Origin of the sequence: Chitinivorax sp. B (assembly GCF_005503445.1) — a bacterium.
Taxonomy (GTDB): Bacteria; Pseudomonadota; Gammaproteobacteria; order Burkholderiales; family SCOH01; genus Chitinivorax.
Genome location: NZ_SCOH01000005.1, coordinates 68,444 through 83,618, shown reverse-complemented (window position 1 = coordinate 83,618; position 15,175 = coordinate 68,444). Strand labels below are relative to the sequence as shown.

At 49.5% G+C, this 15,175-nt stretch carries 15 protein-coding genes; 4 read left to right on the top strand and 11 right to left on the bottom strand.

Annotated elements, in window-relative coordinates:
- Positions 1-25: 25 nt before the first annotated feature.
- The 4 genes from FFS57_RS04915 to FFS57_RS04900 form a co-directional block, all read right to left on the bottom strand.
- Positions 26-652 (bottom strand): CoA pyrophosphatase, encoded by a 627-nt coding sequence (locus FFS57_RS04915; protein WP_249383890.1) that lies wholly within the window; start codon positions 650-652, stop codon positions 26-28.
- 52 nt (positions 653-704) lie between these two features.
- Positions 705-1,304 carry a trimeric intracellular cation channel family protein gene (locus tag FFS57_RS04910; protein WP_137936646.1) on the bottom strand — a complete coding sequence of 200 codons (600 nt, stop codon included), beginning with the start codon at positions 1,302-1,304 and terminating at the stop codon, positions 705-707.
- A gap of 432 nt (positions 1,305-1,736) precedes the next feature.
- Entirely contained in the window at positions 1,737-2,495 is a 759-nt protein-coding gene (locus tag FFS57_RS04905) for a substrate-binding periplasmic protein (protein ID WP_137936645.1), read from the bottom strand.
- Between the two features lie 467 nt (positions 2,496-2,962).
- A complete protein-coding gene (locus FFS57_RS04900; protein ID WP_137936644.1) occupies positions 2,963-3,448 on the bottom strand; it encodes an aminoacyl-tRNA deacylase in 486 nt (161 codons plus the stop codon).
- Positions 3,449-3,683: 235 nt separating this feature from the next.
- On the opposite strand from FFS57_RS04900, the gene FFS57_RS04895 reads away from it, so the two are divergent.
- Positions 3,684-4,802: a patatin-like phospholipase family protein gene (locus FFS57_RS04895; RefSeq protein ID WP_212749157.1), complete on the top strand. Its 1,119-nt coding sequence runs from the start codon at positions 3,684-3,686 to the stop codon at positions 4,800-4,802.
- Between the two features lie 380 nt (positions 4,803-5,182).
- Entirely contained in the window at positions 5,183-5,917 is a 735-nt protein-coding gene (locus tag FFS57_RS04890) for a substrate-binding periplasmic protein (RefSeq protein WP_171013630.1), read from the top strand.
- Between the two features lie 21 nt (positions 5,918-5,938).
- On the opposite strand, the gene FFS57_RS04885 is transcribed toward FFS57_RS04890, so the two are convergent.
- Positions 5,939-6,481, bottom strand: coding sequence for an NUDIX hydrolase (locus FFS57_RS04885; protein ID WP_249383889.1), 543 nt, complete (start codon positions 6,479-6,481; stop codon positions 5,939-5,941).
- Entirely contained in the window at positions 6,450-7,826 is a 1,377-nt protein-coding gene (gene cysS / locus FFS57_RS04880) for a cysteine--tRNA ligase (RefSeq protein ID WP_137936642.1), read from the bottom strand. The genes FFS57_RS04885 and cysS overlap by 32 nt, the downstream gene beginning before the upstream one ends.
- A gap of 246 nt (positions 7,827-8,072) precedes the next feature.
- On the opposite strand from cysS, the gene FFS57_RS04875 reads away from it, so the two are divergent.
- Together FFS57_RS04875 and FFS57_RS04870 are read left to right on the top strand one after the other, a co-directional pair.
- Positions 8,073-10,754, top strand: coding sequence for a bifunctional acetate--CoA ligase family protein/GNAT family N-acetyltransferase (locus tag FFS57_RS04875; protein ID WP_137936641.1), 2,682 nt, complete (start codon positions 8,073-8,075; stop codon positions 10,752-10,754).
- A gap of 212 nt (positions 10,755-10,966) precedes the next feature.
- On the top strand, positions 10,967-11,365 hold the full coding sequence (locus tag FFS57_RS04870) for a hypothetical protein (protein ID WP_137936640.1): 399 nt from the start codon (positions 10,967-10,969) through the stop codon (positions 11,363-11,365).
- A gap of 60 nt (positions 11,366-11,425) precedes the next feature.
- On the opposite strand, the gene FFS57_RS04865 is transcribed toward FFS57_RS04870, so the two are convergent.
- The 5 genes from FFS57_RS04865 to moaA all read right to left on the bottom strand — a co-directional run bounded on the left by FFS57_RS04865 (position 11,426) and on the right by moaA (position 15,042).
- On the bottom strand, positions 11,426-12,172 hold the full coding sequence (locus FFS57_RS04865) for a lysophospholipid acyltransferase family protein (RefSeq protein WP_137936639.1): 747 nt from the start codon (positions 12,170-12,172) through the stop codon (positions 11,426-11,428).
- 183 nt (positions 12,173-12,355) lie between these two features.
- The gene (locus tag FFS57_RS04860; protein WP_137936638.1) at positions 12,356-12,712 is read right to left on the bottom strand and encodes a YkgJ family cysteine cluster protein; all 357 of its coding nucleotides are present in this window, start codon (positions 12,710-12,712) and stop codon (positions 12,356-12,358) included.
- Positions 12,713-12,781: 69 nt separating this feature from the next.
- Positions 12,782-13,342 (bottom strand): DUF1993 family protein, encoded by a 561-nt coding sequence (locus tag FFS57_RS04855; RefSeq protein ID WP_137936637.1) that lies wholly within the window; start codon positions 13,340-13,342, stop codon positions 12,782-12,784.
- A gap of 222 nt (positions 13,343-13,564) precedes the next feature.
- A complete protein-coding gene (locus tag FFS57_RS04850) occupies positions 13,565-13,900 on the bottom strand; it encodes a hypothetical protein (protein ID WP_137936636.1) in 336 nt (111 codons plus the stop codon).
- 161 nt (positions 13,901-14,061) lie between these two features.
- The gene (moaA, locus tag FFS57_RS04845) at positions 14,062-15,042 is read right to left on the bottom strand and encodes a GTP 3',8-cyclase MoaA (RefSeq protein ID WP_137936635.1); all 981 of its coding nucleotides are present in this window, start codon (positions 15,040-15,042) and stop codon (positions 14,062-14,064) included.
- Positions 15,043-15,175 lie beyond the last annotated feature (133 nt).

The window sequence follows — 15,175 nt, the reverse complement described above, 5'->3', positions numbered from 1 at the left end:
GTGGCTTGTCAGCGAGTTTAATGGATTAATTGCCATGTTGCCAGTATTGCTCATCAGCATTTTCCAGTTTAATACATTTGCATAGTGACATTAGCATGGCGGCTGTGGCACCCCATATGAAACGTTCACCGTATGAAATAGCTAGGTAGCTGCCTTCACATCCTTCCACATTATAGGAATGACGTTGATAGTTATGCTGATTCAGCACGAGGTTCAACGGTATTTCAAACGCTTCTTCAACTTCATTTTGATCTACCCGTAAGGTAAATCCGGGATGGACTAAACCTACGATAGGTGTGATAAAAAATCCGGTAATGGTAATGTACTGCGGTAGACTGCCCACGATGACCACCGAGGAGGGGGGTAGGCCGATTTCTTCCTGGGTTTCTCTCAATGCAGTTGCTTCCGGACTGATATCGGAAGGTTCTGCACGACCGCCTGGAAAACTGATTTGGCCAGCATGCTTGTTTAAATGACGAGTTCGTTGTGTCAGCAGTATGGTTGGATTAGTAGGATCAAAAACGATAGGTGCGAGAATTGAAGCTGGTGTCAGTGGCGTGATAATGGATTCGAGCCTATCGCCATTGAGTTGGTCGGGCTGTGGACCGGATAGTCGTTGGGTCAGCCAACGTTGCATGTCATTGAAGGTCATGCGGGTGTTTTACATGAATGGATATAGGTACATTGTAGCTGAGGCGTTGCAATCATCTATGGCGTGGCAGTTGGAAATCTTGATAATGCGCCACTAGGCGAAGCACCAAACCAGTCAGGAATACTGCGTACAAACCTGTTGAGTTTGCCGTTTGAAAATGGTCGAGCGCCATTACCCCGAGTGCCGCTAGGATAGCAACCGTGCCATAGAAGTCACGATGTAGGATGAACGGGACATCGTTCACCAACATGTCACGAATCAGTCCGCCACCGACAGCATTGATGAAGGCAATGGCGATGGTGCCAAAACTACCCAGTTGAAAATCCAATGCAATACGTGCCCCTGCAATGCTGAACGCCACCAAGCCAATGGAATCAGCCACGATGAACAACCGATTCAGCCATAAGCTCGTAATCCGGTGGGCTCGTATCATCCAGGCAATCGCCAAGGCGGCAAAGACACTCCATAGTGGTGTGGCATCCATGAACAAGCTGGGAATGCGATTCAACAACATATCGCGAATGATGCCACCACCAATTGCCGTCAACAGGGCCAAGATGATAATGCCCAGCAGATCAAACTGTTTCTTGACGCCGACAAGATAGCCACTGACAGTAAATGAAAGGGTGCCAATCAGAAAAAGAAATTCCATACCGATTATTGTATGCGAAGGTAGTCTATTCGGGTGCTATTGAGTTCAGCAGACTAATGTGCATGGATATTGCCATTGCCGAAAGGCGGTCAAGGTTCTTTCATTTTGTTCGTGACTGCTTGGCTTAACATATGGTGATCAGTGATCATACTGTACGGTACTTTGTGATGATCTTTCAGCAGGTAGTGGTTACCACCCATGGCGGGATCGAACTTTTATTTGGCATAAAAATTAGGCTCGCGATGAATCACCGAGTTGGGGAAGGCGCCCAAAATCCCTAGCTGATTTACGCTAAAAGCATACTTTCACTGATGAAAGTGTGCTTGCCCTACACAAAAACTCACATGCTAGACATGCGAAAGCCATAGTTTAGGATGTCATTGACAAGGTCGATCCCAACCTGGTTACCACCAACACTGAGGTTATGGTCACTCAATCGCATTCATTCAACGCTTGTTGAGCCAACCTATTTTTGTTGCCACTCAAATGAAGTTGATTCATCTGCTGATTCAGCAAAGCCATCTTTTGGGCTAATGGACTCCGACGAGATACTGCCAAATAGCTTGGTGTTTCATCGATAGCATGCGGGTCGATGGTCACCCAGTTTCGGTAAGTTGCCTTGCTCTGCTGGTTTTGCGCTGTCAGTAGATCTGTTGCATAAAATTCCACCAAACCTTGCATGAGTAAACGCATACAACTGGTTGATGTAGGCTGCTCGATTTTATTGATGCCATATTGGTTGAATGCGTTATCAAACTTACTACCCAAGCTGAAACCCAAAGCCGTACATACACTTTTTCCTGCGAGCTTGGATAAGTCGCCACCTAGGCTCGGTCCTTCATCTAGCCTCACCAGTACGACACTTTCCACCCAGAGCGGTTGATCCAGATAAATCAAGTATTTTTCACGTTCTGTTGTTTTCAAAGCCGGGTAGATGGCGTCGACGGTACCAACACGAGCAGAAGCCAATACGCGTTTCCATGGCATGAGCTGCATCTGCGCATCCAACTTGGCCTGTAACAGCAGTTGCTGGACTAAAGCCGTGGCCACTCCCTGTATTCGGCCGGCACGCTGGCAGGTATAGGGGGGGTAATCGAGAGTGCCTATTTTGTAATCAGCATGGGATTGCGCGCCATAGGTCAAACAGGCCAGTAGGCAGGTTATTGAAGTGATCTGACATAAAACCGCCATTTGTATGTGGGCTCAGTCGAGATGGTGAGACAAAATCTTCACTAAAAAAGGTTAACAAAATCTTGATACTTATAACGCCACCTTGCCATACGCTTATATTGTCTGTGGCGGCATGCTTTGCCTCAGACACTTTGTAACATACTGTTAGCCGCTAAGTACCCGTTCAAAACCTTAATGCACAACCGCGATCGGGGCGCATGTGCTGCTCAACACCCTCATGTATCAAACATCCGTTCCCGTTTTCCCCCCACGCTTCATCCCATTGATGGCCACTCATTACAGATATTGAACTGGCTCTATTAGGTTGCACCTTGGCTCACTGAACTTCCAGTATAGAAACTTGTAGTCAGTTTTACTTGAAACACGTATTTGAGCGGACTAATTTGCGTTGTTGGTGTCATTTGCTACCTGAGGACAAGTAGTTATCCTAAACGTTACCAACTTCTTTAGTTGAACTGACTGAAGGACTAGTCGGTTGCAATGCTCACCAACACAGGCTTGAGAATGGGAAGTAATATTTGGGGATCCAGGCCGATCAAGTATCCTCGCTTACCGCCATTTAGGTAGATTTTCGGTAAATCTAGAATGGTTTGTTCCATAAATACGGGCATGGCTTTCTTGGTACCGAATGGAGAGGTTCCACCTACTACGTAGCCAGAGTGCCGATTTGCTACTTCAGGCCTGCATGGAACAATGGTCTTAACCCCAATCAGACGTGCTAGATTTTTGGTGGATACTTCACGATCGCCATGCATCAGCACAATCAACGGTTTCTTGTGCCCATCCTCCATGATCAATGTCTTGATGACCATGTGTTCCTCTACACCTAGCTCTCGACTGGAGACAATCGTCCCACCATGTTCTTCATAGCTATACAGATGATCAGTAAAAGCAATGCCATGTTGGCGTAGAACCCGGATTGCCACTGTAACTGGCATTTTTTCTTGAGCCATAGGGATCGTTCACAGATGAGTCAAGTGTGGATTTTAAATCCATTCCAGCCTTTAAGCATCTGCAGACCGCTTATGACAGTCAAGTGGCATAAGGTTTAAGGCGTAAGTTGACGGGTTGAAGGTTGGGTATGGCATTTTAGTATTGCGCTTATTGTATGTGAATATTAGAATGTTGCATTGCAACAAATTCGATGCCTGATTACGTGGATTAGGCTACAAGTTAATGAATATACAAGTGAAACGTAAGAATAAGAAAGCCCTGATTCTTGGTGGTGGGGCACCCAATGCAACCTTAATGGCGGGAGCTTTGCTTGCGTTCGAGCAGCAGGGTGTGAGCTTTGATGTGATTTCATGCTCTGGCGCCGGCACCACGATTGGCCTCTTGTACACTGTGCCGAAGCATGGTACGCCCAGCGAAGCATTGCGGAATACAGTCGAACTAGGTGTATCTGACCCAATTTACCAAGCTTTTCCAGTTAACTATAAAGTCTTCAATAAACCTGGCCCGCAAGCGGAGTGGTTTCGCCAGTTACTGTCATCCAATCCGATGATGCAGATGTTGCAATCGCAGCGTTCTGGGAATCGGTTGGCTGGCTTCGTCGATGACTGGATGAAACTGATGTTGGCAATGGCGTGTCCAACAGATCTGAATCCGAACAGCCAAGGTTTATGTGCTCACGTTCCATTCGTCGACCATCTGGTGGATTTTGATCGGCTGCCGGGCATTCGGCCTGACTTCTATGTCAACGCCTACAATATCACCGATCGCGAAATGGCAATTTGGAGTAAGCATGACATCACCCTCAAACACTATCAAGCTGCCCTGTCTTATCCATTCTTGTATGCACCCTGTGAAATTGATGGGAAAAAATACTACGAAGGGGCAGTAGTCGATTGTTTGAATTACAAAGGGTTGCTTGAGGCAGAAGGTGGCAAGCATGCCGACATTGATACCATTGTTGTATTTGATGTGTTGAGTAGTGATAAGTTGATTCGCGAACCCCGCAACTTATGGGATGCCTATACGTTGTCGATCATTGCCCCGTTGGTTGATGTGGCACGCAATGACACAGAACTCTTTGAACTCAAATATAACAGGGATGCTGATGGCAAACCGTTGCGAAACCTGTTGAAGGTACCATTTGATATACCGGATTACCATTTGCCTGAAGTGCTGGATTGGTCCAGCTACAATCTGGAAAAACTGTTCAGGATTGGCTTCAATGCTGGCCTGATGTTCAGTGAACAACATGCTGAACAGCTCGATATCATGTTCAATCCAACCATTAAACCAATGCGGATTGGCCGCCGTGTCAAGTTGAGTGAGCAAGCAGAGGCTGCCGTTGTGGCTTGATCTACGCTTGGTGAGTGCGTGGTTGCATACAAATGCAGGTCCTGGCACTCATTGACTGCCAAGTCGAAAAACACATCCCAAGAATAATCTTTTCTCGTCTACCAGTACCGCAATGATAGCCATTGTCATGCAGTAGTGAGAATAACGGCACCTTGCATCCTGCAATACACGTCTTTTCTGATAACATCATATGCCGGTGGTGTGGTTGTTAGTTTATTGGCATTGTGTATGTAGGCGAGATGCTGGCGACCGTATTCAAAAATCACGGTATGTCGTGAAACATCTTAATATCCGTGTGCTGGAAAGATGCCTGTCATGCTTCAATTCAACATTATGATGTTGGTGGCGATTGTCTTATGTCAGCAATCAAGTGGTTCATTATGATATCGACCCTTGCCGGTCCTCCACTTCAGGCTGCATGCCAAAAGCCTTTCAAGTTAGTGGTAGAAGATTGGGCGCCTTATTCTTTCTTTGCGCAGGATGGCAAGCCGAGTGGTATGGACATCGAGATGATCCAGGCCATTTTTCGAAAAGCGGTATGCGAGGTGGTGTTACTGAGAGACATTCCCCGAAAGCGCCGTCACAAGATGTTTGAAATGGGGCAGCTTGACCTGCTTTACGCCGCATCCGACACCCCAGAACGCCATGCCATTGCTTGGTACTCCAAACCCTATCGCCAAGAGCAAATCAGCGTGTTCAGCTTGACCACCAAACAAGACAACATCAAGCAACTCGATGACATCCTGCAGCTACCTGGTGCTTTGTTGGCCCCGAACACTGGCTGGTATGGGGAGGGTTATGCTCGTCTACAGGCCAGAATGCTTGCCGCGGGGCGGTGGTATGGCTATGAAGATTACGAACAGGGGGTGCGCATGCTTGTTGCTGGACGCGGTGAATACTTGATGGGGGACCACGAGGCTTTACTGCATACGGCAAGGCAGAGCTATGGTTTGAAACTTAAGCAGATTGGCCCGGTAGTCAATTTGAACCCTGTTCATCTGATGTTTAGCAAGCGCAGTGTTTCACCTGCCGATGTTATGGCAATTAATAATGCTATTGCCGTATTGCAGGCTGACGGAACGTTAAAGGCAATTCGTGTTCGCTATGGACGTTGAGGCCATAACGGAGAACCCATTTCAGAGCGTACCAAAATCCATGGTGGTCATATTCGTAGGGTCTTGCTGAAGGCTAGGTAGCCATGTTGTAAAGCAAAATGGCAAGATTGTCAGTGTTTCGGAACGTAATTCGTCCAGTGTAAACCAGCGAAACTCCTGAATTTCCAAGAGTTCATCCGGTTCAAGTGCAGTGGGTTCAATGTCGGTTGTGTTGACGCGGACCAGCAGGTAACGTTCGGCTTGGATGTACGCACAGTCTGGGCGGCGAATCTGCCGCTGCTGGGTCGCCAGTAAATGGCCGATTTCGCCGCGAAGACCCGTTTCCTCCATCAGCTCGCGGGCAGCCGCCGCTTCATGGGTTTCACCTGGTTCCAGGCCACCGCCAGGGGTACACCAATAATCTGTAAGCTGCGGATGATTGGCGTGGATGGGTGGGTCATCGTGATAGCGAATCAGTAAGACACGATTGTTAGGATCAAGCACCACCAACCGAACCGCGTGGCGGTTCGGACGGGTGGGGATAAACGGCTGATCAGGCACGGCGCCAGGTGGTACCTTGGGCACTGTCTTCCAGTACGATATCTGCTGCTTTCAGCTCATCACGAATGCGATCCGATTCAGCCCAGTTTTTGTTTTGACGGGCCGCCAAGCGTTGTGCAATCAGGCTGTCGATCTGTTCGTTGGATAAACCATCATGTGAATCACCACCTTGCAGGAAGGCCTGTGGATCACGTTGCAGGAAGCCAAGGATGCCCGCCAACGTTTTCAGCAGGGAAGCCTCTTGAACGGATTGACTGCGATTGACTTCACCGACCAATTCGAACAAGACAGAGATGGCTTCTGGTGTAGCGAGGTCATCATTCATGGCGTCTTGAAAACGCTTGGCATATGGATTGTGCCAGTCAATCTCGCAAGTCGTTGCCGGAACGTGCTTCAAGGCAGTATACAGTCGTGTTAGGGCGCCCTTAGCATCATCCAGATGAACCTGTGAGTAATTCAACGGGCTACGATAATGGGTGCGTAACAGCAGGAAACGTACAACTTCGGGATCGTATTCCTTCAACACGTCACGGATGGTGAAGAAGTTGCCGAGTGATTTCGACATCTTTTCGTTATCCACATTCAGAAAGCCATTGTGCATCCAGTAATTGGCGTAACCATGACCGTGCGCCCCTTCTGACTGTGCGATTTCGTTTTCATGGTGTGGGAATTGCAAATCCTGGCCACCGCCATGAATATCGAAATTGGTACCCAACAAGCGCTCGCTCATTGCCGAACATTCAATATGCCAACCGGGGCGCCCTGGTCCCCATGGGCTTTCCCAGCTTGGTTCACCTGGCTTGGCTGCTTTCCATAACACAAAATCCAGTGGATCACGTTTATGTGGGTCTACACCAACCCGTTCGCCTGCACGCAGGTCATCCAACGATTTGCCGGACAACTTGCCATAGCCATCAAACGCATGGACGGAGTAATACACGTCACCGTTGTCTGCCGAATAAGCCAAGCCTTTTTCGATCAGCTTCTGAATCAGTGAAAACATACCATGGATGGATTCGGCATCTGTTGCGCGCGGCTCGAAATCAGGAGCTTGTACGCCTAGCAAACCCAGGTCTTCATGCATGGCATCGATGAAACGTCCCGTTAATACATCGATTGATTCACCATTTTCGGCGGCGCGCTTAATGATCTTGTCGTCGATATCGGTGATATTACGAACATAAGTCACATTCAAACCACTGGTACGCAGCCAGCGTTGCACCATGTCGAACGCCGTCAACATCCGTGCGTGCCCGAGGTGACAGTAGTCATAAACCGTTATGCCGCAGACGTACATTTTGACGTGGCCTGGGGTAATCGGTTTAAAGACTTCCTTTTGTCGGGTCAGCGTGTTGTATAGGCTTAACATGATGTTCCTTGAAATCAGTATGGAGTCGCCGGCTTGTTACCAGTGCAAGTGACCAGTACCAGCCGGAACAGTCGATTCTATCAAAACTTTGTATAAACGCAGCGAGGAACCTATGTCCAAACATGCGACTTGTGGTTTCTGGACCAGGAATTGCTTGTGAGAACCTTGGTGTAGTTGATCCAGGTAAATATTCGGGAATACGTTTCTGGTACGATCCAACTCAATCAATCTGAACAGGAGCCTTGTATGGGCCCACATTATTTGAGTTCGCTATTTGCGCCGCGTTCGGTCGCGCTGGTCGGGGCCAGTGAACGCCCTGGCTCGATGGGTGATGTGGTCATGCGCAATTTGTTGGTAGCCCGTTTCAAGGGTGATTTATATGCAGTGAACAAACGACATAAGACAGTACATGGCCTACCTGTCTTCCATCGTCTCAGCGATATCAAAGCGGAAATTGACTTGGCAGTAATTGCGACACCAGGGGCGGTGTTGCCGGATGTGGTGGTTGATTGTGCCAAAAAGGGTGTGAAAGCTGCAGTCATCCTGTCACAAGGCTTGAATCTGTCAGACCCGGCACATGTGAAGGGCCTAAACGACGCCCGATTCATGGCGCGTAAACATGGGTTACGGCTATTGGGTCCCAATCTGTTCGGCATCATGCGGCCAGAGTTGGGCCTGAATGCCACCGACTATGAAGGAGAAATCAAACCTGGCAATTTGGCGTTGGTGTCGCAATCTACGGCTTTGTCCACCGCTATTCTGGATTGGGCCGAGAGCAACGGGGTCGGACTGTCCAGCGTAGTCTCGCTCGGGGCTACGGTGGATGTGGATTTTGGCGAAACGCTGGACTTTCTGGTCAATGATCATCATACCCAGGCCATTCTGCTTTACATCGAAGGTATTCGCGATGCGCGCATGTTCATGAGTGCCATGCGAGCTGCAGCACGCAGCAAACCTGTGATTGCCATCAAGGCAGGACGTAATGGTATGGTATTGCAAAGTCCTTATACGCATAGTGGCGCCATGGTGGGCAGTGATGATGCATTTGAGGCGTGCATACGAAGGGCCGGAGCTGTCAGAGTGCGATCTGTCTCTGACTTGTTTGCTGCTGCCCGAGTGCTGACCTCAAACTATCGCGTTGGTGGCCCGCGTTTGGCAGTGGTCACCAATGGTGCTGGGCCTGGGGTGATGGCGGCAGACCGGATGTCTGATCTGCAGGTGCGCGTTGCCAAGTTGGCCCCAGAGACAATCAAGGAATTGGATTCGTTGTTGCCACCAGCTTGGTCGGGTAGCAATCCTGTTGACATTGTTGGTGATGCACCACCTGAGCGTTTTGAAGCCGCAACGCGTGCCTGCCTGAATGACCCTGGTGTGGATGGGGTCATGGTGATTTTTACCCCGCAAATTCGCACTGATGCAGCAGTCACAGCGAAGCTAATGGTGAAGTTACGCCAGGAGTCCAGTAAACCATTGTTGCTGGTGTGGATGGGTGAAGCGAAAGTCCAGGCGGCACGACAGGTGTTTGTCGAGAATAAACTCGCCCATTACCGTACGCCAGAAAATGCGGTTGAGGTGTTTTACGCTCTGGCAGTCTACCAGCGTAATCAGAAGCTATTGATGCAAGTACCAGGCCCTTTGGCGCATCGTGAAGTACCGCCCAGAGTGGCAGAAGCCCATGAATTGATCGAAACTGCACTGAAGGCAGGCAGGCAGGTGTTGCAGGGGTATGAGGCTTTGCGGCTGCTGTCCTGTTTTCATATACCGGTTGCAGCCAGTGAACCGGCTGGAAACCAGGACGAAGCAGTTGTAGTGGCTGAACGAATTGGTTATCCCGTGGCAATGAAGATCAACTCAACTGACATCACCTATAAAACCGATGTTGGAGGGGTGTTGCTGGGCTTAAAAAATGCCGAAGCGGTACGTGATGCCTTCCGCCAGATTATTGATAGCGCAAGGCTAAGGCGGCCAGATGCACAGATCCAGGGAGTAACGATTCAGCCTATGGTACGCCCACGTTTTGGTCGCGAACTGATGGTAGGAGTGACGCACGATGCGGTATTTGGTCCGCTGATTGCATTTGGTTCAGGTGGGATCACGGTGGAAATCGTCAATGATCGAATGGTGGCATTGCCGCCCTTGAACGATTTTCTGGCTAACAAGATGATCAAATCTACCCGGGTCAGCAAACTGTTGGGCGAGTTCCGCAACTATCCCCCCGTGCCGCTGGATTCGGTGAAGGCTGTACTGCTGCGGGTGTCGGAAATGGTATGCGAATTGCCGACCATTCGCGAAATGGACATCAACCCGCTGATTGCCGACGAGAGCGGTGTTGTGGCACTGGATGCCCGTGTGGCGTTGGCACCATTTGCGACAATGGGTGGTCGTTATGGCCATATGGCCATTCATCCTTACCCTACCCATTTGACGAAAGACGCAACGGCTCGTGATGGCACCCTCATCCATATCCGCACGATGCGGCCGGAGGATGCCGAAATGCAGCAGGTATTCGTGCGTAATTTGTCGGAGGAGTCTCGTTACAATCGATTTATGAATACCATGAAGCAATTGCCCGATAGCTTGCTGATTCGTCTGACGCAGTTGGATTATGCCCGGGAAATTGCACTGATTGCCTATGTGGAACAGGACGGTGCCGAGATGCAGATTGGGGTGGCCCGATTTGCAGCCAATCCAGATGGTGAAAGTTGCGAGTTTGCTTTGGTGGTGGCTGATGCCTGGCAGGGTAAAGGTGTGGGGAGCTTGCTGATGACTCAACTGTTCGATGCCGCACGTGACAAAGGGTTGAAGATCATGGTAGGGGAAATTTTTGCAGCAAACAGTAATATGCTGAAATTGATGGATAAACTGGGTTTCGAAATTCGCCCACACCGTGAAGACAGTACATTGCGGTTGGCTATCAAATTTTTGTGATGCGGTTGTGGAACCGTCGACCGTAGCCTATGCTCAAAAAGAAGGCAATCTGTACGGTTTTGACGCTGTTGTTCCTGTGCCGGTTTGGCATATCAGGCAAGACCTGAAAACTCGATGTCGTCGTATTCTGTGCTGATGCAAGTTCCCGCTGTCGATGATGTGAAACTGTAACAGCACGCTGCCTTACAACGTGCGGCAGTGCTGATTGGCTCATGTCGCGTGCGTCCCATGATGGTGCCATTGTTGTGTTTCTGGCATGGTGGCCATATGGATTCCAGAACGAGGAGGATATCAAGATGAAGCCTTACCCTCAGCAGCCTGGTGAACACTATTACTCACAGCAGCAATATCCATATGAAACCGAGCAGGCAGGTGCTCGTGATGAATATGCAGTGCCAACCTATCCACCCAATGCAGAGCATGAGTACTACTATCAACAGCAACGTCAACTGCAAGAGCAGCAAGTTTATGATCGGCGGATGAATGATCGCCGTGCTCAGCCTGACGACGAATGCCGTGAAATGTTTTTGATGAATTTGTTCCTGAATGGGTGCGAACAGCGCTATGGTTTTGGTCGTCGGAAGGAAGATTACGATAAATGGCTGCATTGATCTATGGGTTGTTTCCTGTAAAAAACGCGTGATTTTATTCACGCGTTTTTTCTGTCTGTGTCATTCCAGATACTGTTGTTGCCATTGTTGATAAAGCTGGTACACATGGTCGGTGTAAGTTTGCTTGTCCGGAAATTCAGCCGGATTGATGGCATCAAACACGTAATAATTTGCCCGATTGTTACGAGTGGTCATGAAGTGGCGTAACTTGTCGAGCAAGGTCCATGGCTCCTGCCATTCAAAATCTTCTTGAGCTTCATAGTGGATGAATACAGGTAGGATAGGTATGCCAGAGCGTAGGCTGGCTTCAAATGCCCCATAACGAAACAGCTTGAACAGTCGTCGCCCTTTACAGCCACCTTCAGGGTAGAGGCAAATATTTTTGCCCGCATTCAAACCATCCACAATTGACTGAAGTGCCGCTTGGCGAGACTCAGCTGATTCTCGTTGTACAAACAAGGTGCCGGCGGCCACTGCGATACGGCCTACAATCCACCAGTCTGCCACCTCGGCTTTGGCCAGCGAGACCACCGGAAACAGCGCGGGGACGCCGACATCCTCAAATGCGGATGGGTGATTGGCGATCAGAATGTATCGGGAGGGGAGGGGCTTGACATTCTTCTGATGTAACCGCAAATCGACATTCAGGGCTCGTACAAATGTTCGACACCAAGCATGGAACAATGGCGGGTAGATCTTTTTGACGAGGTGACGTGGAAATTGTGCCAACACAATCATCAGTAATGTGAACCCGGCCAAATCCAGCCAACCAATCAACATCCGTAACCAGTACAGCAGCGTCAGCATGATTCTTGCCTTGGGGGAATGAGCGGATGGTTTAGTGCCTGGATTTCATAACTTGAATATAGGCGATGCCACACCAGGCGTGGAAAAAAGCAAGGTGGGTTCCTGGTGGTATGTGGCCCATGCTGCACCAGTTCAGGTGGAGTATGGGATAAGCGGGTGTTGAATGCTGTGCTGCTAAAGCAGTTAGACCAATACTTGACGTACTTGTTTGAAGAATTGGAAAACCTGTCGTTCAATTTCTGGATCAATCATGCGAGCTGGCCTCCGCCCATGTGGACAAGTCAACTGAGGTGTTGTGCCAAATAGCCGACAGATCAGCGGTCGTTCTGTATAGACCTCACAGCCTCGTTCGCTCAAGTGTGGGCAGCTCCAGTTAGCCAGCGCAGCTTGATGTTCAGCCTCAGTTTTCACCGGCAGCCGTGACATTTCTTCGCTGGATGTGGTCACTGGCCCGCAACAGTCATGGCAGCCAGGGATACATTCGAAGGATGGAATGCGCGTGCGAAAGAAACGGATAGTTTGGATTGTACTACTACTCATGGTGAGGTAATGATCTAGGTGAGCAATGTATATTACGCCAATGATATGCCGCAAACCAGCCTGACAGGGTCAGCCATGGTCCGATGTTGGTTCGATAGTCGGTATAGGGAAGCGGAAACCTGATGGATAGCTGTGGAAACCGTCAAAATGCTGCTTGCTGACCTCGACACCTTGCTGACGCAAGATTGCATAGGCCATGGATAAGTGGAAAAAGAAATTGGGTGAGGCATAGTGGAACAAGTAATCCGCTGCGGGCAGGTCAAGTTCTGCAAACCCGGCAATCGATCGAATGTGATGGCCTGTAGTGCCTATCATGGTATCCGCAGGTAGGGCTTGCAACTGCTCAATGGTTTTTGCTACCCGAATTTGCAAGGTTCCAAGATGGTCGCCGCCATCTGGTAAATGGGGAATTTCGAGATTGGCCAGTGGATAGCTGGCTCTTAAGGCAAAGCCACAGGCAACATTGACTTGCTGGGCAAAGCTGAACATGCCATCGCTCAGTGTGGCATTCAATAGTTTAATTTCTGGTATGGCATGTTTGCGGACATGTTGATCTGCTAAAGCGAGCAAGTGGCTAAGATTATGCAGGTAACGAACAAATACAGGTACCGAAGCAGTATAAAGCGACATTGTGTCTAGTTACCGTGATGAACTATGGGAAGCCTTGGAATGCTGCTGGTTGAATGAATGCGGGCAATGGCCACTGCTGTCAGCACTTGCCTTGTATGGATCGGTATCTGTCGGGCCAAACAGGTATTACGCTCCAAGTTGTTGTTGGGGCATCATACCTGTTTGTGAGTCAGGGGCGGTAGGTCTTGCTGGTGCTATGGCAGGATTGTTGGCCCGTTGCAATCAAGCATAGCCGAGCCGGATCGCCCGCTTGACCTCAGGTTGTAGCGCATTCTTCAATATTGCGCCAAACAGACCACCCAGTACGTACACGATTGCCGAGATCAGAATGGTATCAAGATTCAACCGAATGGCTTGGGCGGGGACTTGGGTGGGATGCAATAGGATACCCAGTACAACGTATAGCAAGATGGCCAGCAATAGGCACCACTGGCTGGTTTGGCATAGACGGATGCAAAGGCGATAGGTCCGATACTTCATCGGTGCAGACTGACTGATATAGTCTTCAAGCTGTCGAGTGGCTTTAGGATGGAGCGATAACAATTTGCCAAGTAGCATCGGTTTTACTCCTGTCTTGATTGAGGCGCCGATTCTAGCTGGGTGATTTTTACATCGTGTAATGGGGATATCCGGATGCCGGCAATGGGGCAACGGCTTGCACCATTTGAGGGCGAAATTGTGTCCTGAGGTGGTTTGGCAGGCAAACCTAATCCACACACTCACCCACCAGTCATAGACATGAATCGTACGATTTTTTTAGGGTTTTCTCGGAATTCGTGGCGTTCCGGCTTCAGTTCAATTGCAGTACGGATGGCTGCTTCCAGATCCTGATCTGTTGCGCCTTGGCGTAATAACGGCCGGAATTCGAATTTTTCGTCTTGTCCCAGGCACATGTACAGCGTGCCATCCACTGATAAACGAACTCGGTTGCAGGTGGCACAGAAGTGCTGGGAAATTGGCGTAATGAAGCCGACATTGAATTTACCATCGCGACTGGCCAGATAGCGGGCTGGACCGCCACCAAGTGGAATGGCGATTTCCTGCAATTGAAATCGCTGTTTCAGGCGGTCGGCAACGGGCTGAAGATCCATAAACTGAGTATTGCGACCAGTATCACCCATTGGCATTGCTTCAATTAATCGCAGGACAAAGCCGTTGTCATGGCAGAAATCAACCATACTGTCGATTTCATCGTCATTCACTCCTTTCATGGCAACCATGTTGACTTTGATTGGGGCAAAGCCAACTTTTTTGGCAGCCATCAACCCGGCCATTACTTTGTCAAAGCTTTGACGACCAGCGATCTGGCCAAATTTACAGGGGTTGAGCGAGTCCAGGCTGACATTGATACGCCTGATGCCTGCAGCTTTCAACATTTCAGCATGTCGTTCCATCTGAGTGGCATTGGTGGAGAGCGACAGATCATCCAGGCCTGGTAGGCCAGCCAATCTGCTTGCCAGTATAGGGAGATCCTTGCGTAACAATGGCTCACCGCCAGTCAGTCGTACACGACTGACACCCAATCTTGCAAATGCGCCAATCAACCGTTCGATTTCATCAAACGTCAGCCAGTGTTCTGGAACTTCGAACCCTTTGAAACCGGCGGGCATGCAATAGCTGCAGCGCAGGTCGCACCGGTCGGTTACAGACAGGCGTAAGTAATCGATGCGTCTACCGAAGCGATCAGTCAATGCAGCCATCAGAAAACCCTCGCAAGTGGAGCCGGTGTTCGCTCTGGGTAGCTCAAACCGGCTAGCCACAGCTTGAAACGTATCAAATCGGCCAGAAAACTCCGATCGGTATAGTTGGTTACGCTCAGTCGAATTTTAGGCT